Source organism: Lachnoclostridium phytofermentans, assembly GCF_000733755.1.
In the GTDB taxonomy this organism is placed as follows: Bacteria; Bacillota; Clostridia; order Lachnospirales; family Lachnospiraceae; genus Lachnoclostridium; species Lachnoclostridium phytofermentans_A.
Genome location: NZ_JPOF01000003.1, coordinates 1,661,032 through 1,679,224 on the forward strand (window position 1 = coordinate 1,661,032; position 18,193 = coordinate 1,679,224).

Sequence of the window (18,193 nt, forward strand, 5' to 3'; positions counted from 1 at the left end):
CTACCTGCATAGCTTTAAGGTATTACATATGGATCCGTAGAACTAAGAGGGACTCCATCATTACCACTTTGTATTACTGTAATAACATCACCAGAATTCAATTCTTCAATCGGTGCACTTAGCATGGAACGATTAATAAATGTTGTTTCATAAACCGTATCATTAACCTGAATTTTGCTATATGGAGTGAAGTTACTACCCGTTACTACGATGCTTGCACTTACTTCTTCTTCCGTGCCTTCATTTTCCGCAGGTGCGGGTACAAAGTGAGCTTCCGTAATTTTAATAGGGACTGTGCCCATCTTTAGTTCTGTCTTGGTGTATGGATTTGTTCCATTAAAGCATTCCAAGTCACCATACAACATATCATATTCAAGAATCTTTAGCTCCTCTAAATAGATATCAGAATCCTTTTGAGTTTGATGAAGCTTTGTAATCAATCCATTGTGAATATCAAGAAGATCGAGGACATGTGCAGATAATTGGTAAGCTTCTAAATCCTCATCGTGTGTCGGCATATCGAAGTTACTCCATACGATATACTCCGTTTGAAATAAGGTGCCATTCGTTAAATCAGTATCCTCAAGCTGAAAACCTGGGAGGTGATCACCATACATCACGAGAATCGTTTCTTCCCCTCGTGAGGATAAAACATCGATTAACTCTCCGATAAACTCATCCATTTCTTTGATTTGATTTGTATAATAAAGGAGTGGGTAATATAAACTATCAGAAAGGTCTTCACTTAATGTTAAGTCTATTCGTGGATTCTCTATAAGAGCACTATCAGGATAGCTTCCATGGCCTTGAACCGAGATAGCATAAATCAAGTCTTGATTTTTGGTGGTATTAAGTACCTGAATAATTTCTGGTGTAAGAACCTTATCCTTTGCCCAATTATTTGGTGTACGTTCTATATCTTGCATGTATTCAATTGAAGTATACGTATCAAAACCTAACTGAGAAAATACAGTATTACGGTCGTAAAAAGTACCAACATTGTTATGCATTGCATGAGCGCTATATCCCAGCGATTTTAAATTAAAGGAAAGGCTTTCACAAGATGTCTTTTGTAAAATAGTTTTATATGGATATTCTCCAGGCCCAAAAAAGTCAAGGTTCATCCCAGTGATAACTTCAAATTCTGTGTTCGCTGTTCCTGCACCAACGCTTGGAACGCTTAGATATCCGCTTGAGAACTTTTCTTTTAATGCTCTAAAATTAGGTATCGGATCTTCGGTAAAGGTAACCCCTTTGATGTGTGTAGGATCAAAAAAAGATTCCAATTGTAAAAATATAATATTAGGTGTATCTTTTGAAGCTACCGTAATACCACCTGACGCAGAAAGGTCAATTGGTGGTACCTCCGTCGGGGTCGGAATCGGTGAAGGTGTGACTGTTGGTTCTGGTACTGCTGTAGGTGAAATATCAGCAGATTTAATTACCTTTCCCTGTTCTACTCCTTCTACGATTGTATTCACAACCTCTGTGGAATACATATCTGGTTTATCAATACCGGTGTTTATAACGCTGTTAACAAAACAATAAGGAAGACCATACTGGTGATATGCATTTGCAAGATTACCGAAATTTGTAGCCAAGAGGTTGGTCTTAAGCCCGAGTTCAGTTAACAAAGTTGCAGAAACTAAGGTTACTGCAAAGAAGACTGTTATCTTTACTAATGGTAAACGGGTGTCATAACGCTTGGCTTTTTTCCAAACGATAACACAGGAAAGAATAGCAAGCACGATACCAATACCAATTAGCACTAAATGAAACCATTTCAAATAATATTGCCAGATCTGAAGAGCAGATTTCATTAATGTGATATCAACAGCGGTAAATGGTGTAGTTCTAAATTGTAAAAGTATAAAATCAGTAACGCCAATGATAGCCCAAGCAAGAGAAACTAAAAAATAAACAAACCATCTTCTCTTAAAGAATAGTGCAATTGATAGTGTTACTAAGATAATAGTGGTATTATATAGAAATACCAAAGGATTCGTAAATAAATAAGCAATGGCCTTAAACACAGAGCGTCGCGACATAACTTCAACAAAGATGTTGAGAGCTAGGGCTAAAAGCACACACTGTAAAAGTGGTTGCTTACACTTAGTCTTTAGTGACTCGAGTATGGGTTTCGCATTCTGTGATATGAATTTCATATACTTGCCTCCAAAAAGTTGCAGTGAGATTAATAAGTGTCTGTTAGGAAAGTCTTTTCTTAATTGTATTATTTCTCAATGTTAGGAAATGAATGTAAAAAATATCCTATCATTTTATGCTACAACAGTTTATCACATTTAGAAAAAAAATCAATAGCGCAATTCTTAAGAATTTTTAAGTTATTATAACAAAATATAGGGCATTTTCACAAAGGGAGATGGAAGGATATTCTCTACTGCAGACTTAGGGGTATTTTGGACTTTAACAGTCTAAAATAATATATTATTCGTACGAGATTAAATTTAGTTACACTAAGTTCTAAAATTCATACAAAGTTAATGTTCTTGATATAATATTTATAATAGATTAAGAAAATAATTAAAAAAATCATTGGTGACATATTGAAGAATTGGTTTCTTTTTCATATAATATATAAACCATTATAAAATAGAGTATCTACTACTAATTTGGTTTTCAGAATATTTTACTTGAAATATTTAGAAAAAAGCTGTAAAATCTTAACTTAGTGTGGGTGCTAGATTAACACTAAGGGTATATCAGTTTGAGGGAGAGCAAAAATGCCTAGTGAAATGGATAGAAAGCGCAATATAAAACTAACCATAAGCTACGATGGGACAAACTATAGCGGTTGGCAGAGACTTCCTAAGGCAACGATAGGTGATAGATCAATACAAGGGTTACTAGAAGGATTGCTATCTGAAGTTTTGCTAGAACCAATTAAGCTGATTGGCTCAGGCCGCACAGATGCAGGGGTGCATGCTCTTGGACAGGTGGCGAATTTTTATTCCCGCTCCAATCTCGACGAAAATATTATAAGACAAAAGATGAATCAAGTTCTTCCGGAGGATATTAAGATAATCGAAGTGAATGAAGCTCCTTTCCATTTTCATTCCCGCTTCGATGCGGTAGAGAAAGTCTATCAGTATATCATAGATACCAGAGAACGGGAAAATGTTTTTATTCGTAAATATTCCTATCCTTGTGGCAAAGTTTTGGATTTGGATGCAATGAGGCAAGCAGCAAACTTACTCATTGGTACGATGGATTATAAGAGTTTCTGTACAGATCGAAGGGATGGTAAATCAACTATCCGTACGATATCTGAAATAACGATAGAAGAACTGCGACAGAATAGAAATCAACAGGGTGTTATTCTTACGTTTCGTGGAAATGGATTTTTACATCATATGATACGTATACTTTCTGGGACGCTGTTGGAGGTTGGAATACAAGAGAGAAGTGTGCAGAGTGTAGGGCAGGCTATTTTAGGGAAAAAGCGAGAATATGCTGGTATAACTCTGTATCCACAAGGGTTATTTTTAAAACAAGTTATCTATGAAAAAAATAGATAATGCTTAGGTTAATACTTAGGTTAACGTAATGGTGCGAGGGTGAATAATTAATGGTGGGTTGCAACTATAGACAAAAGATGCCATCATTTTAAATATTTTATGATAAATAGGTTCTTATTATAGGTATAAATTCCTTGAATTTACAAACAATATAGTCATAGCAATATTTTAGTGACAAGCATCTTAGATTGAGAAGTAAATGGAGGAATATGCTACATGAAAGCAACAGGTATCGTACGACGCATAGATGACTTAGGAAGAGTGGTTATCCCAAAGGAAATTAGAAGAACATTACGTATTCGTGAAGGAGATCCATTAGAAATTTTTACAGACCGCGAAGGAGAAATTATTTTAAAGAAATATTCTCCAATCGGTGAGTTGGGACAGTTCGCGAAACAATATGCGGATTCTATCGGTCATACGACTGGTCATATTGTAGCTATTACAGACAAAGATCAGTTTATTGCAATTGCTGGTTCTGCGAAAAAGGATTGGGTAACAAAACCAATTAGTAAAGAGCTTGAGGCATTAATTAATGATCGCGAAACAGTAGCTGCTGCGAAAGAAGAAAAAGGATTTATCCGTGTTTGCTCTGATGATGAAGATATTGCCTATGAAGTTATTGCACCAATTATTTGTGAAGGTGATGCTATCGGAGCAGTATTAATTCTTACAAGAGATGCAAAGACAAAGCTTGGCGAAGTTGAGAATAAACTTGCTGCTACAGCAGCTGCATTCCTTGGAAGACAGATGGAGAACTAATCTCTTAGTGAAAATAAAATAAGACAGGTTAGACATATAAGCGGAGAAATTACCTTGCTATGCCCGGGCATAGTAAAAAAAGGTTAATTCCTCCGCTTTTTTCGTGTGGTTATATTTCTTTGGTCATACTACGGTTTTAGAAAGGGTTTTTATGCAAGAAAAACGTTATGGGTTATTAACAGCCATTACTATGATTACTGGAATTGTCATTGGATCCGGAATCTTTTTTAAGTCGGATGATGTACTTCGATATACCAATGGGAATATGTTACTTGGTATCTTGGTATTTTTAATCGCTGCAATAGCGATAGTTTTCGGTTCATTAACGTTCTCACAGTTAGCAAGTAGAACAGATGAACCGGGAGGTTTAATCGGCTATGCTGAAAAATTTGTGAATAAACGAACCGCAGGGGCCATTGGATGGTTTCAGCTTACAATGTATTTTGCTCCATTAATTGGAGTAGTTTCTTGGGTGACAGGGCTTTATCTATGTCAATTGTTTGGAATTGAAAGTACACCAAAAAACAGTAGTTTGATTGGTTTTATAGTACTTTGTATCATATTTTTATTAAATATTTTATCTGCCAGGCTTGGCGGTGTGTTTCAGAACTTGGCTATGATAGTAAAGCTGATACCTTTGATATTAATCGCATTAGTTGGCTTATTCTTTGGCCAAGCACCTGAGATTATTGCAAAGGATGCTAGTGTTATGAAGGAGGCCATTGCATCTCCCGGATGGATTGCAGCTTTTGCACCGATTGCGTTTTCTTTTGATGGATGGTCGGTATCTACAACGATATGTCATGAAATCAAAAATAGTAAAAGAAATTTACCACTTGCGTTGATATTTGCACCTTTTATAGTATTACTATGCTATGTGATGTATTTTGCAGGAATTACCTCTTTGGTATCAGTTGATACAGTAATGCAGCAGGGAAATGAAAGTACTTATCTTGCTGCTACTAAGGTGTTTGGAAGTATTGGTGCAAGACTAATTTTAATTTTTGTTATAATCTCGGTGATAGGTACATTAAATGGTCTTGTGCTTGCTTATATTCAGTTACCTTATTCACTAGCGTACAGAGGAATGTTACCTTGTAGCGATGCTTTAAAAAAACAGTCTGAAAAATTACATGGGATCCCAATCAATTCTGCTATTTTAGCTTTTGTTCTTAGTAGTATTTGGATATTAATCAATTATCTTACTCAGAATGCGAATATGATCGGTGATGTATCAGAGGTTCCTATATGTTTAAGTTACCTTATGTTCATCATACTGTATATTACCGTTATGAAATTAAAGAAGCAGGGTGAAATAAAGAGTGTTTTTATGGGTTATGTTGCACCGATTTTAGCTATTATTGGTTCCATTATTATAGTAACGGGAACCTTATCGCATCCGTCTTTCTGGTTTTTTGCTGTCATTGGAACGATTGTTGCGTCCTGTGGATTTTGGTATACAAAGTCATCTGGCAATGCCTCTTGAATGAAAGGAATTTCATGAGAATTCTAGATTCAAAAGAATGGAACAGGTTATAAAATTACGATGAGATTACAAAAGTTGCTATTGAATTTTTAGCGAAGGTTCGCTATAGTAAGACGGCAAGCTAGTTATCAAAGTATAAGGATCAGTCCCTATGGACTAGAATACCAAGGAATAGAAAAGGAGCCCTAACCGTGGAAGAACTTACGACATTTCAACGAATATACGAGGTAGTTAAGGAGATCCCCTATGGAAAGGTTGCTACGTATGGACAGGTAGCAGCACTTGCTGGCAATCGACGCCTAGCAAAGGTGGTTGGTTATGCTTTGCATGTCAATCCAGATCCGGACATGATTCCGTGTTATCGTGTAGTAAATGCGAAAGGAGAAGCTTCGAAAGCATTTGCCTTTGGTGGAGAAAATCGTCAGATAGAATTACTTCAGAAAGAAGGAGTAGAATTTCTGGAGGATGGAAGTGTAGATATGGAAGTATCTCGTTGGGCAAAGTTAGTGTTCTAAAAGCAGGTGTAGTACAAGTTATTTATAGAGTTCCGTGGGTGCTGTAAGCATTATAGATTATAAGCAATACTGCGAAATCTTAAGGTATAGTGAAAAGAAAACCTGTGTATCATACATGGATTTCTCCTTCTTAGCATATAGTTTACTAAATCTGAGGAGGAGTGATGGACCATGTCAAAGAAAAAAGTGCTAGCAATTGACGGCGGAGGAATGAAAGGCATTGTCTCCGCTGTTTTGCTGCGTAGCTTAGAGGATAGACTACAATATCATAGCAATAATTATAAAGCAAGGATTGCAGACTATTTTGATTTGATTGCAGGTACTAGTACGGGATCAATCTTGACAGCACTTTATTTGTTTCCAAATGAACGGGGAGAATCAAAATTTTCGGCAAAAGAAGTAGTAGATTGCTATTACGAATACGGAGAGTACATATTTAAGAAACAAAAATTTTATCCTTTTTGGGGACCCAAATATACGAATAAGAATTTAGAGGAGATGTTAGTAAAGTATTTTGGTGATGCAACCTTAGGAAGTCTACGAAAACCATGTTTAATGACTTCTTATGATACAATGACTCGAAGTGCAGTTTTCTTTAATTCTGTGACAGGAAGAAAGGACGAAAATCGAAACTATCTATTAAGGGATGCTATCCTAGCATCAACAGCAGCACCAACCTATTTTCCGCCAAGCTGCTTTCACACAAAGGATAATTGCTATAACTGTTTAATTGATGGAGGAGTTTTTTCAAATAATCCAGCACTTTGTGCATTAATCGAGGCAATGAAACTACCGGGATGTGATGGAATTGGTGATACCATCTGTCTATCTGTTGGAAATGTAAAGAATACGAAGTCTTATACATATCAAAAAGTCCGTAGATTTGGACTCATACAATGGGCAGTGCCGATCTTTGATATCCTTATGGATGCCAGTGAGCAGACAGTAGATTATCAACTGAAAAAAATCTATAAATCCGTCAATCATCAGCAATATTATTACCGTATGGTGTTAAATACAGAAGAAGAGATACCAAAGATGGATGATTACTCAAAAGAAGCAGTACACAAACTAACCCTATATGGTGAAAAGCTAGCAAATAGGGAGAAATATCGTATCGATGAGATGGCGAAACGTTTAGTAATGGAAAGAGATAATGACAACTTGGTATTCTAAATACGTTTTAGAGATTTTGTAATAGAAAACTATAAAAATGCTAAAAGAGGCAGTATTCTTCTTTTAGCATTTTTTAAATTTAAAGAATTGTTCACATTAGGAACAAACTTCTTACATATTTATTCTGTATAATAGTAATACTCGAGTGCTTTTCTTTATTAAGAGAGGTACAATGTTGCGATAATATTAGGAAACAGGTGAGGAAGGTATTGGTTGGAAAGTTGGGGTAATGTTTGATTTTCCTAATCATGGAGAAAATTATAGTTGATAGATTCTATCAAACTAGTTAAAGTAAACGTATTGACACTAAGAATCATGCTATTTTGTTTTGTGGAACTTTAGTATGGATTTGGAGGACATGATGAGAAATAGTCATTCTATCTACTTAAAGATAAGCATATTACTTATTGCAACGTTGCTTTTTGGTTGCAGTAAAGTTTCTTCCAATCAGTTAGATTCGGAAGAAGCGAATAAAAACCAAAAAGAGGAACAGAATTCTGGAGACGAGGGCTCAAAGGATTCTTTAAAGAACACACCAGAGTCTTTTATTAACAATATGTCAGAGGATTTGTCAGAGGAAGGGCTTTCGTTTGATTCAGGGGACTATTATACTGATTATAATGAAAGAGAAGTAAATTATATTCAATTAAATGAAAGCTCTATCGTATTTAGTGGTGAAGGTGCATTTGTCAGTGATAATATAATTAGCATAAGTAAACCGGGTACTTATGTTGTATTTGGCATGTTAAAAGACGGTCAAATCGTGGTAGAGGAAAAGACAGGCGGATTGGTTCGTTTGATTTTAAAGGACGCAATCATCCACTGTGAAAAAGGCGCTCCTATTGATATCAAGGAGGCTGGTAAAGTTATGATTAGCTTAGTACCAGGGACAAGGAATGTGCTAACAGATGGCATATCAGAGGATAATAGTTTAAGTAATACGAAGGCCACAATATATTGCGAATCTGACTTAACCTTGAATGGGTCAGGGAGGCTTGTGATGAATGCAATGAATCAAAATGCCATAGTTTCAAAAGGCGTTTTAAAAATGGTAGAAGGGGACTATGAGATTCGTTCTGTGGCTCACGGAATTATTGGTGAAGAAGCAGTACTCATTGATGCTGCGAAGATGAAAATAACCTCTGGAAAGGATGGAATTCGTACAAGCAATGACTCTGTAAATTCAAAAGGTCTGATTTTTATGAATCGTAGCGAGTTTGTGATAAGCTCGAAGCAAGATGGAATTCAAGCAGATAAAAATCTGGTGGTTCAAGATGGTGTTTTTACTCTTAATAGTGAAGAAGATGCGATTCATAGTGATGGTAGTATATCGATTAAAAATGGAACTTTTACTATAGCTTCTGGAGATGATGGTATCCATGCAGATAGATCCCTTTCTATCGCAATGGCAGATATTACGATAACATCCTCTTATGAGGGAATCGAAGGTTCTATGATTCACATAAAGAGTGGAAAATTAAATATTGTATCCACGGATGATGGTATCAATGTTTCTGGCGGTTCGGATGGTAATAAAGAAAATTCAAAAGAGGAAGAAGATAGTTTTATGGAAGGAGAAGGGATGTTGTCCTTCTCAGGCGGTACCGTAACTGTTTATGCTGGTGGTGACGGTATCGATATCAATGGATCTGCAACAATGACAGGAGGCACTTTAATTATTGAAGGACCGACCAATCATGCAAATGGAGCCATAGATTACGATGGTGTATTTGAAATAAGTGGTGGAACACTACTTGCAGTTGGAAGTCGTAAGATGGCGATGGCACCTTCTAACACATCAAAACAAAATTCTTTATTGCTTAATTTAGAGGAAGTAATAGAAGAGGAAACTTTGCTTTGCTTACTGGAAGGAGAGGACAGAATACCAGTTATGGCATATTTACCCTCCAAGTCCTATCAGTCGATTGTATATAGTAGCCCACTTTTGGAAGAAGGAAAAAGCTATACACTATCTACGGGTGGAAACACAACGCCGAAAGAAGCTATGAATATCTATACTCCAAAAGCTTATGAGGAGGGGATAGATCAGGCTTATGTTACAATAAACGGAACCTTAACTACGTACGGTGAGTTAAAAAAACCTGATAGACAGCTACTTGATGAGATAATTGAATAGGATAATAGAAAGGAACAAAGGATATGAAGACAGAGTATGATTTTCAAGAATTTTGCGATATTATAGAGAGACTTCGCTCAGAAAATGGATGTCCATGGGATCGTGAACAAACGCATGATAGTTTAAAAAATTGTATGATTGAAGAAGCATATGAAGTTGTGGATGGAATCAATCAGTATACCAAGAGTGGGGACTATGATAACTTAAGAGAAGAGTTAGGAGATGTTTTATTACAGGTAGTTATGCATAGTCAAATCGCGAAAGAGGAAGGCTTATTTACGGTAGAGGAAGTTATTGATGAAGTTGCACGAAAGATGGTAAGAAGGCATCCCCATGTTTTTGGTGATGCTATAGTGGAAGATTCCGAAGGTGTTTTAACTACCTGGGAGGAAATTAAGAAAGAAGAAAAGAAGGGGAAAACTGTGGAGTCTGGAACGTTACATGTACCAATTTCTTTTCCAGCTTTGCTACGAGCACAAAAGATAGTAAAAAAAAGCAATAAAATTAGAAATATGGCTTATACTAAAGAAGAGTTGTTTTCTCGGTTACACATCGAAGCAACAAAGCTTCAAACCTTATGCCAAGAGGGAGCTTTGTTAGAGAAGCAAAAAAAGGCGTATGGGGATTTCTTGTATACTTTGAGTAACCTAGGGTTGGCTTTAAATATTGATGCAGAATCCTGTTTAACTGAAAAAATCCAGGATGAGATATCGAAATTAGAGTCAAATATGCACTAATTAATTTTACACTATAAAAGTGGAAATAATTAGAGGAAAATAAGCCTCTAATGAATGCTATACTGCAGTAAATTTATCTCGATTGTATATTGTGTGAAAATTTATCAATAGGGTTTTATGCCTATAAAAATAGCCAATTTAAGACTCAATCGACCACCAAAAAATTCTAATAGATAGAAATAGGCTTTTTTCTTCAAAAAACTCTGTCATTTTGGAAATAAATGCAGAAAATTCCTTGACAAATTGCCCTAATAAGTTTATAAATAGATTGAAGGTGATTTTTGAAGAAAAACCTACCATGGTTCACCTAGTTGCCCGAGAAAGAGTAATACTCAATTATGGGGAAGCGTGATACAAGACGGACCTAAAATCAATTCCGCTTGTGAAAAAACTATATTTAATAATACGTTAGAGGAGGAGTTTATCCATGAACAAAGCAGAATTAGTTGCAGCTATCGCAGAAAAGACAGAGTTATCCAAGAAGGATTCAGAGAAGGCATTAAAGGCATTTATCGATGTTGTTACTGAAGAATTAACAAAAGGCGAGAAAGTTCAATTAGTTGGATTCGGTACATTCGAAGTATCTGCTAGACCAGCAAGAACAGGTAGAAATCCACAAACAAAGCAGACAATTACAATTGCAGCTTCTAAAGCACCTAAGTTTAAAGCTGGCAAGGCATTAAAAGACGTTATCAACAAGTAATAGATTGCTTACAATGCGAACTTCTATAAGTTATAGTTGTTCTGGTAAACATATGAACATAGGCTGTTTTGAGGGATTCTTCAAAACAGCCTTTTTTCCTAGTTATGTTGAAATCTAGAAATTATTTTTCAACATATTGATTATAATACGTGCTAAAATACGCAGATAGGAGTTAGTATGAGATTAGATAAATATTTAAAGGTATCAAGGCTAATTAAGCGAAGAACAGTAGCAAATGATGCCTGCGATGCAGGCAGGGTTTTAATCAATGATAAACCAGCAAAAGCCTCCACAAATGTTAAGGTTGGAGATATTATAGAGATTGGTTTTGGAAGTAAAGCAGTTCGTGTTGAGGTATTGGATGTCCAGGAGACAACACGAAAGGATGATGCCAAGGAACTCTATAAATACTTATAGTTAACCTCGATACATTTGACCTAGAATTACTTCCGTAGTTCTTCACAATAACGTCCATGCATATATATGATAATAGCAGGGTTAGGTGAAATGAGGAGCATATATGGAAGATAGCAAACAAATAAAAAAGCATCATTTGAACTTAAATGATCGAAAGGAAGCGCAAATTACAGGTGTTCGTGACGTTCGTTCCTTTGACGATCATGAAATTATTTTAGAAACTGATTTGGGTATTTTGATGATTCGCGGTAGTGAACTGCATATGGGTAGACTGACCCTTGAGAAAGGGGAAGTAGATATCACTGGTCATGTGGACAGTTTTGTTTACTCTGAGCTAAAAGGATTTACGAAGTCAGGAGAATCCGTTCTTAAGAGATTATTTAAATAAACGGAGGGATGCTTATGAATACATCCATCTTTTTAGAACTTCGATATCTTGCGGCAGCATCCTATTGGGGAATCTTATTGTTTCTAATGTATGACTTGTTACGAATTCTCCGGAATACCTTTTATCATGGGAAAATAATGATTGGCATAGAGGATATCTGTTTCTGGATTGTGGCGGGCATTTTGATTTTTCGAATGATGTATCTGCAAAATGACGGAATGATTCGATGGTACAGTACAGTTGCTATGGTTCTTAGCATGGCTTTGTATCAAAAGATCTTTAGTCCACTGATTGTTTTATGTGGAACGAAGTTTACACTTTTCATTAAAAATTGTATATTGATGTTATTAAAACTATTAATTTCGCCGATAATGTTTATAATATCAAAGACAAAAAAGCTATTTCGTTTTCTTATAGGGAAAGTCGAAAAAATTGGACGTTTTATTGGTAGAAAAGTCCAAAAAAGAATTAATGTTTTCAAAGCTTGTATTAGAAAACGATTGAAAAAGTACGTAGATAAGGTTAAAATAAAGAAAAAGAAACAAGTGGAGGAAGCACCTCCACCAAAAGTAGAACGTCCACGTGGTGTTTTGGAGTTAATCACACAACCACAGGAAAAAGGTGAGATAAGTGAGAAGGAATAGGAAGAGAAGAAGCGGTTTAAGATTGACGGCGCTGATGGTTATGATAATTTGTGTTGTAGTGCTTTATAAATCAACAGAATTAAAAGAAGGAGCCAGCGCAAAAGAACAAAAAAAGGCTGAGTTAGAACTGCAGATTTCTGATGAGAATGAAAGAGCGAAAGAAATTGAGGAAAGTAAGCTATATCCAGGAACGAAAAAGTACATAGAGGATGTTGCTAGATCCCAACTTGGCTTAGTTTATCCGGATGAGATTATATTTGAACCGGAAAAGGAAAATAAAAATTAGAGAAAAGGTATCGATAATATACGATGCCTTTTTCTTTTTGAAAATGGATGAAAATACATATTGACATTAAAAACAAAACAAGTTATAATTTGCTTTGTCACTTTGGCGAAGTAGCTCAGTTGGCTAGAGCATACGGTTCATACCCGTAGTGTCGGGGGTTCAAATCCCTCCTTCGCTATTGTCCGTGCGTGCGACACCTACGGATACCTCAATATCTCCGTTTGGCATTATTACAATGCCAGTAATATAAGACTTAACTAATTCGGTATCATTTTTATATTCCCAGTTAGAAAATTGTTTTTTAACAAACATTGTAAGTCTTGATTTATCAAGTATAAGTCTAGAGTTTGAAGATGATATAATATTCTCCAACTCTTTTTTTCTGTCCTTAAGTTGCAGGAGTGTTTCTTTGAGTTCGGAAATATCTATTCCTGACAATATGGCATCCATACCGTTTTTTATCTTAGTTTGAATATCTAAGAGCTCTGATTGGTACTTATCAAGATTAGGAACCATAGCTTTATAGGTATTGTAAATATAGTCTACGACAAATTCAATATCTAGTTTTGACAGGAATTCTTTTAAATTCTCTAGTACAAAAGGCTCTATTATTTTGGCCGGAATATTCGGAGATTTACAAGTTCGTGTTCGTTTGCGGTTACTGCAAACATAATATATATTTTCATATCCTCTCTGATTTGTAGAAGCGTGTCCTACGTAAGAAGAACCGCAAGAGGAACATTTAATAAGTCCAGACAATAAATACTCGCGTTTGGCAGTATTACGAGCATTAGAAGCTGGTGTATTAAGTCTTCGTTGACATGAACACCACGTATTATCATCTATAATGGCAGGAATAGCGCCTTCAAGTCTTATAACCTTCGGATTTGGAACACCACCAGCCCACTTTCTAAGCTGTTTGCAAATACGTTTGTTCCACGTATACGTACCAATATATCTATCGTTAGATAAAATTGATTGTATTGAATTTTTACCAAAGGGGCGACCTCTTTTACCTTTTTTATTTTTAAGTGTATCAAGAATTTGATTATATGATTTGCCGGAAGCATACAGATCAAAAATTTTACGAACGATATCGGCTTCCATTTCATTTACTACATATTTACCTTCTACAATATCATAGCCCAATGGAGCTATACCACCAAGAAAAACAGCTTCTCTTGCCTTTACAGCTACACCATCAATAGATTTTTGCCTGGACGTAAGTACTTGATGTTGTCCTAAGCCTACATTCATAAGCTCAATTAAAAAATCATTTGGATTTAGCGGATCACCTAAATTATTTTCTACAGATATTACGCTAATGCGTAGTGCTCTCATTTCTTTTCTAAAAGAAAACCAATCGGCAACATCGCGGCTACCTCTAGTTACATCATAAATTACTACTGCATCGAATTCTTTTCGATGTGCAGCAGTTAGCATCTGTTGGAAGCCTTCACGCGATAAATTAGTTCCACTCTTAGCTTCATCATAAAAAGAAGCTACAATTTCAATATCGTTATTTAGACAGTATTCACGAATTTTACAAAACTGATATTCAATACTATTGCTTGTTTGATTATCAGTGCTATATCGAGCGTATTCAGCAGCTCTTATCATATCAATTACCTCCAGGATATTGTATCAACCAGTAAAGAATGATATAATAAGTTTGTGGGTGATATTATATCTTAACTGGTATAATGTTTATAACCGTCTTCGAAAGAAGGCGGTTTTTGTTTTGTTAATCATTAAAGGAATCAATTTTCTCTAGTACTGCTAGAGATGGGTCAAAAAATATAATATAGTTGCGATAAGGAATGCAGCAACCATACTTACTACGATAATATGAAATTGAAGACTCTAAAAAAGTTAAAGGGACATTTAGATAATCAGCAATATCAAATTTATCAAGGCAGCGTGCATTATAAGCATCGATTATTCTATGTAAGCCAATTAACTTATCATAACTCCAATATCGAGCCTTAATCTCTTGTTTTACGTTATTAGAAATATCTTGGTTAAGAATATCACCAACGGTAGTTTCATAATGTCCGATTTCTTCAGCAAGTGTTGTAAGTTTTTCGGATTTTATCATATCCGATTTTATATAAATATGATTATCTATTATTCTTCCTTTATTACCACGGAGTGGGACTTCTTTAATTTTTAGCTTCATACTAAAGGCTTCATCTAAAAGTTCTTCGTATTCCAATTAAAAACCTCCATTACCAGTTACTTTACAGGTCATTTGACTAATCCATAGTGAAATATTATTTAATTATTAATCATTTTTTTGTGATTCAAGTTCTTTTCTAATAAGCTCTTCATCAAAGTCTAAATCATCTTGTGTTGCATCTTCTATAGCGTGTGCAGCGTTAACCAATAGATAGGGTTTATTGCAACGACGGTACTCCATTTCTAGTATGGTATCTACTGTATGCTTGCCTTTGTCATCGATGGAACGATATTTATTTAGGTGTAACTGCTCTGACAGTGTAAGATGGAACTGTTCTTGGGCTTTTTCTTCCCAACCCATTAAATATGCTGGTGAGCATTGTAGAGCATCTGCTAATAATTTAATTTTATCACGTCGTACATTCTTAATCTCTCCGCTTTCATATCTCTGTATAGTTGGTGTACTAACTCCTGTTAACTTGGCCAACTCTTCCATTGTCATATTTAGTTCAGTACGCCTTTGATTGATCATATCCTTAAATTCCATATTTTCACCACTCTTTTCTAATTTTATTTTATAGTAACATGATTGTTGCATATTTGCAATAGGAAGTTGCGAAAAAGTAAAAATAGTTTGCGTTTACGTATTGACAATAAAAAAATACAATGCTATGATTAAGTTACGTAAACGCAAGAAAGGAGAAATTTAATGTTTGATAGGCTAAAGTTCTTAGGTAAAATAAAAGAATGTGGAAAAACAGTGCAAGAAGTAGCAAGTTTTCTTGGAATCAACCCAGCAACATTGTATAGGAAAATGAATGGTGAGAGTGATTTTTACAGGGAAGAGATTCAGAAATTAAAGGAGTTTTTAAACTTAAAAGACCCGATGGAAATTTTTTTTGCTGAAAAAGTTACGGAAACGCAAAAGGCGGGATAAGGTGTAGAGGAGGAGTACATATGAATAACTCAAATATAACAGTAATAGTTGATAAAAGTAATGTTGTACCTGTAGAGGTACTTGCTAAAGCTGTACTTGGTATGTCCGTAAGAAACTTTGTAGCGGCTCTCATAGAGAATAAAGACGGAGAGTTTAACTTTTTATTCTCAACAAAAGAAGAGATAGAAGCGAGAGAGAAGATGGGGAGGAGATGATGTGAAAAAAATAAATATAAGAATAACTATAAAACAAAATTTCTTAGATTATATGAAAGAAATTCGAAGTTCTACCAAACAAGGAAACCCAAAAGAGTCTCATTGCTTGGTAGAAAGGAAATAGCTAGATTATACTCTTACATCCGCAATACAGTCGATAATATCAGAAATCAAATCATCAACGTCCTGTTCCAATACGTCAACATCATTATCGTAGTAAAGAATCTTATACTCGTATAGGTAATCAAGAATAAGTTTGAGATAGGTAATCTTTTCATCTGTATCATTTGATGAATTTACTTTTTCTTGAAATGTAGATACAGCATGTTGTAAAGCGTTGACTTTGCTTTCTAAAATTAAGGAACAGGAATGACAGATTCCAATTTCATCATTAAAAAACTCTGACTCCGATTCATGGTTACAAATTTTGCATGTATTCATAGAGCATCTCCTTTCGTAAATACTTGGCTACGGGAATAGCCTGTAAGAAGATTGTACCATAAAATACCAAAATGTGAGTGGAGAGAATAAAGAATAAAAATAAAAAATGATAAACAAGGAGGATCTAAGAATATGAGATATGCAGTAGAAGCAAAAGTATTTAACAATGGGAAAATCGTAGCAAAGGTAAGAGATGCAAATCCAGAGGATAAGAATGGCTGTACAGAAACAAGGACATGTGATGTATGGATAGACTTGTTTGACAGTTACGAAGAAGCTCTTAAATTTAAGAATGATTATAAGAAAGTGGGGCTAAATGTGATGTTAAAGATATTGATTTCAATACTTTTAAGAAAAAGATCGTCAATAATTAGAGCTGTAAAAGTTAGAAACAAAACATATTTATTAAATATTGAAGAGTACACTCCAATACAAACACAGTTAGATGATTGGAAAAGCGCCTTGGAAGAATCAATCAACCAAAGCGCATCAAATTAAAAGCTGAAACTATCTAATTTTTCTAAACCTGGGACCGCATCTTTAAGCTTATCCATAATAGAAGTGTATAACTTAATTTCCTTTTTCATATCAGTATCTGAAAAAGGACAACCCGGAGTATTTTTTATTTCTTCAAGTTGTTGTACTTTCTTTTTAAATGTTCCGTAAATAAATAGTGCATCTTGAGTTGAAAAATTAATATCCATAAGTATTCCTTTCCTATGTACTTGGTGGTGCAACACCTGTAAGTACATTATAGGGGAAACGACAAAATATTACAATAAGGAGTAGAAGTAATGATAAAGAGTTGTAGAAACTGTTTACATAAAGAAAAAACATTATCACAAAAACCATGTGATAGATGTGCTACAAGTTTGAAAGATTTATGGAAAGAAAGAGAGGTGCATAACCATAAAAGCGAAACTAGGTGAAGTAGTAAAAGGAATTATAGCAGTCTTTCTAGCATCAATTTGTATTTTATCTATATTGTTAGTTATGTTTGCTGCTATAGCAGGTGATTGGAGAATGATATTTACTGGTATTCTACTATTTATAGGTAGTCTGTATGTATTAGTAGTTTTTACAGCACAAAAGTTCGTAAGTGATGAAGAGGCAGCAGAGGAACATGAGGACTTGAAGGAATATACGGTAGGAGAATGTTTGTTTCTCTATAAAGCAAAAGGAAAGCAAGTAATCCTTGAAGATGGACAAGTTACTGGTTTTAGTAAGGAGGCTTAATCCGAATGAGAAATAATGCCACTATAACAGTAAAGACATGGGACGGTCAGCAAAGGGCAATACATAATGCGGAGTTACGAGCAGAATTAGATCAAGGGGAAAATGTTTTCTTTAAGATTGAGGGTAAGCATGAAGATGATATATTCATGATTTACTACGATTATAACAGAGAGAAAGCCACAGCAGAGTATAACCAATTAACAAACAGGTTATTAAGGGCGCAGGAAAGGTGGCTGGAGCAGTACGTTGACAAGTACAGATAAAAAAAGAGCCATAGACTGCAATCTATGGCTCTCGGTTAAATGCTGAATAAAAATCCTATAAATATTATAGCATTTATCCTAAAATCTGTCAATTAGATTGAGGCCATAATTGCCTCTTATTCTACCTCGTAAT

Annotated in this window: 23 protein-coding genes and 1 tRNA gene; 18 read left to right on the plus strand and 6 right to left on the minus strand. The window is 35.1% G+C overall.

All coding sequences use genetic code 11. The features are described 5' to 3' along the window. Window positions 1-14: 14 nt before the first annotated feature. On the minus strand, window positions 15-2,165 hold the full coding sequence (locus tag CC92_RS0112625; RefSeq protein ID WP_051650679.1) for an LTA synthase family protein: 2,151 nt from the start codon (window positions 2,163-2,165) through the stop codon (window positions 15-17). A gap of 579 nt (window positions 2,166-2,744) precedes the next feature. Here CC92_RS0112625 and truA point away from each other — a divergent pair. The 13 genes from truA to CC92_RS0112690 all read left to right on the plus strand — a co-directional run bounded on the left by truA (window position 2,745) and on the right by CC92_RS0112690 (window position 12,968). Continuing rightward, a complete protein-coding gene (truA, locus tag CC92_RS0112630) occupies window positions 2,745-3,539 on the plus strand; it encodes a tRNA pseudouridine(38-40) synthase TruA (protein ID WP_051650678.1) in 795 nt (264 codons plus the stop codon). 216 nt (window positions 3,540-3,755) lie between these two features. After that, complete coding sequence (gene spoVT / locus CC92_RS0112635; protein WP_029502544.1) at window positions 3,756-4,301, plus strand: stage V sporulation protein T; 546 nt, start codon at window positions 3,756-3,758, stop codon at window positions 4,299-4,301. A gap of 151 nt (window positions 4,302-4,452) precedes the next feature. Further along, the gene (locus CC92_RS0112640) at window positions 4,453-5,787 is read left to right on the plus strand and encodes an APC family permease (protein ID WP_029502543.1); all 1,335 of its coding nucleotides are present in this window, start codon (window positions 4,453-4,455) and stop codon (window positions 5,785-5,787) included. A 191-nt stretch (window positions 5,788-5,978) separates the two neighbouring features. Then, window positions 5,979-6,302 carry an MGMT family protein gene (locus tag CC92_RS0112645; protein ID WP_029502542.1) on the plus strand — a complete coding sequence of 108 codons (324 nt, stop codon included), beginning with the start codon at window positions 5,979-5,981 and terminating at the stop codon, window positions 6,300-6,302. Window positions 6,303-6,473: 171 nt separating this feature from the next. Next, window positions 6,474-7,478, plus strand: coding sequence for a patatin-like phospholipase family protein (locus CC92_RS0112650; protein WP_029502541.1), 1,005 nt, complete (start codon window positions 6,474-6,476; stop codon window positions 7,476-7,478). Window positions 7,479-7,839: 361 nt separating this feature from the next. Further along, a complete protein-coding gene (locus tag CC92_RS0112655; RefSeq protein ID WP_029502540.1) occupies window positions 7,840-9,615 on the plus strand; it encodes a carbohydrate-binding domain-containing protein in 1,776 nt (591 codons plus the stop codon). A 23-nt stretch (window positions 9,616-9,638) separates the two neighbouring features. Beyond that, the gene (locus tag CC92_RS0112660) at window positions 9,639-10,352 is read left to right on the plus strand and encodes a MazG family protein (protein WP_051650677.1); all 714 of its coding nucleotides are present in this window, start codon (window positions 9,639-9,641) and stop codon (window positions 10,350-10,352) included. A 427-nt stretch (window positions 10,353-10,779) separates the two neighbouring features. After that, entirely contained in the window at window positions 10,780-11,055 is a 276-nt protein-coding gene (locus CC92_RS0112665; protein ID WP_012198165.1) for an HU family DNA-binding protein, read from the plus strand. Between the two features lie 177 nt (window positions 11,056-11,232). Next, complete coding sequence (locus tag CC92_RS0112670; protein ID WP_012198166.1) at window positions 11,233-11,472, plus strand: RNA-binding S4 domain-containing protein; 240 nt, start codon at window positions 11,233-11,235, stop codon at window positions 11,470-11,472. Between the two features lie 103 nt (window positions 11,473-11,575). Next, window positions 11,576-11,860 (plus strand): sporulation protein YabP, encoded by a 285-nt coding sequence (gene yabP, locus CC92_RS0112675; protein ID WP_029502538.1) that lies wholly within the window; start codon window positions 11,576-11,578, stop codon window positions 11,858-11,860. Between the two features lie 14 nt (window positions 11,861-11,874). Further along, on the plus strand, window positions 11,875-12,504 hold the full coding sequence (gene yabQ / locus CC92_RS21700; protein WP_051650676.1) for a spore cortex biosynthesis protein YabQ: 630 nt from the start codon (window positions 11,875-11,877) through the stop codon (window positions 12,502-12,504). Next, the gene (locus tag CC92_RS0112685) at window positions 12,491-12,790 is read left to right on the plus strand and encodes an FtsB family cell division protein (protein WP_029502536.1); all 300 of its coding nucleotides are present in this window, start codon (window positions 12,491-12,493) and stop codon (window positions 12,788-12,790) included. The genes yabQ and CC92_RS0112685 overlap by 14 nt, the downstream gene beginning before the upstream one ends. 104 nt (window positions 12,791-12,894) lie before the next feature. Continuing rightward, window positions 12,895-12,968: transfer RNA gene (locus tag CC92_RS0112690), tRNA-Met, on the plus strand. On the opposite strand, the gene CC92_RS22205 is transcribed toward CC92_RS0112690, so the two are convergent. The 3 genes from CC92_RS22205 to CC92_RS21705 form a co-directional block, all read right to left on the minus strand. After that, the gene (locus tag CC92_RS22205) at window positions 12,950-14,410 is read right to left on the minus strand and encodes a recombinase family protein (protein ID WP_029502535.1); all 1,461 of its coding nucleotides are present in this window, start codon (window positions 14,408-14,410) and stop codon (window positions 12,950-12,952) included. The genes CC92_RS0112690 and CC92_RS22205 overlap by 19 nt on opposite strands. A 124-nt stretch (window positions 14,411-14,534) precedes the next feature. Beyond that, entirely contained in the window at window positions 14,535-15,005 is a 471-nt protein-coding gene (locus tag CC92_RS0112700; RefSeq protein ID WP_029502534.1) for an ImmA/IrrE family metallo-endopeptidase, read from the minus strand. A gap of 69 nt (window positions 15,006-15,074) precedes the next feature. Beyond that, a complete protein-coding gene (locus CC92_RS21705; RefSeq protein ID WP_242841334.1) occupies window positions 15,075-15,500 on the minus strand; it encodes a helix-turn-helix domain-containing protein in 426 nt (141 codons plus the stop codon). A gap of 177 nt (window positions 15,501-15,677) precedes the next feature. Here CC92_RS21705 and CC92_RS0112710 point away from each other — a divergent pair, with 177 nt between their 5' ends. Further along, window positions 15,678-15,905, plus strand: a complete 228-nt coding sequence (locus CC92_RS0112710; protein ID WP_029502532.1) for a helix-turn-helix domain-containing protein — start codon at window positions 15,678-15,680, stop codon at window positions 15,903-15,905. A gap of 20 nt (window positions 15,906-15,925) precedes the next feature. Further along, window positions 15,926-16,120, plus strand: coding sequence for a hypothetical protein (locus tag CC92_RS0112715; RefSeq protein ID WP_029502531.1), 195 nt, complete (start codon window positions 15,926-15,928; stop codon window positions 16,118-16,120). Window positions 16,121-16,249: 129 nt separating this feature from the next. Here the strand turns inward: CC92_RS0112715 and CC92_RS0112725 are convergent, their stop codons facing one another. Beyond that, on the minus strand, window positions 16,250-16,561 hold the full coding sequence (locus tag CC92_RS0112725; protein ID WP_029502530.1) for a hypothetical protein: 312 nt from the start codon (window positions 16,559-16,561) through the stop codon (window positions 16,250-16,252). Between the two features lie 132 nt (window positions 16,562-16,693). Between CC92_RS0112725 and CC92_RS0112730 the strand changes: the two genes are divergently transcribed. Beyond that, window positions 16,694-17,059, plus strand: a complete 366-nt coding sequence (locus tag CC92_RS0112730; RefSeq protein ID WP_029502529.1) for a hypothetical protein — start codon at window positions 16,694-16,696, stop codon at window positions 17,057-17,059. Here the strand turns inward: CC92_RS0112730 and CC92_RS0112735 are convergent. After that, the gene (locus CC92_RS0112735) at window positions 17,056-17,265 is read right to left on the minus strand and encodes a hypothetical protein (RefSeq protein ID WP_029502528.1); all 210 of its coding nucleotides are present in this window, start codon (window positions 17,263-17,265) and stop codon (window positions 17,056-17,058) included. The genes CC92_RS0112730 and CC92_RS0112735 overlap by 4 nt on opposite strands. A gap of 319 nt (window positions 17,266-17,584) precedes the next feature. Here CC92_RS0112735 and CC92_RS0112740 point away from each other — a divergent pair, with 319 nt between their 5' ends. Further along, window positions 17,585-17,797 (plus strand): hypothetical protein, encoded by a 213-nt coding sequence (locus CC92_RS0112740; protein WP_029502527.1) that lies wholly within the window; start codon window positions 17,585-17,587, stop codon window positions 17,795-17,797. Window positions 17,798-17,802: 5 nt separating this feature from the next. Next, on the plus strand, window positions 17,803-18,060 hold the full coding sequence (locus CC92_RS0112745; protein ID WP_029502526.1) for a hypothetical protein: 258 nt from the start codon (window positions 17,803-17,805) through the stop codon (window positions 18,058-18,060). The last annotated feature ends 133 nt before the right edge of the window (window positions 18,061-18,193 follow it).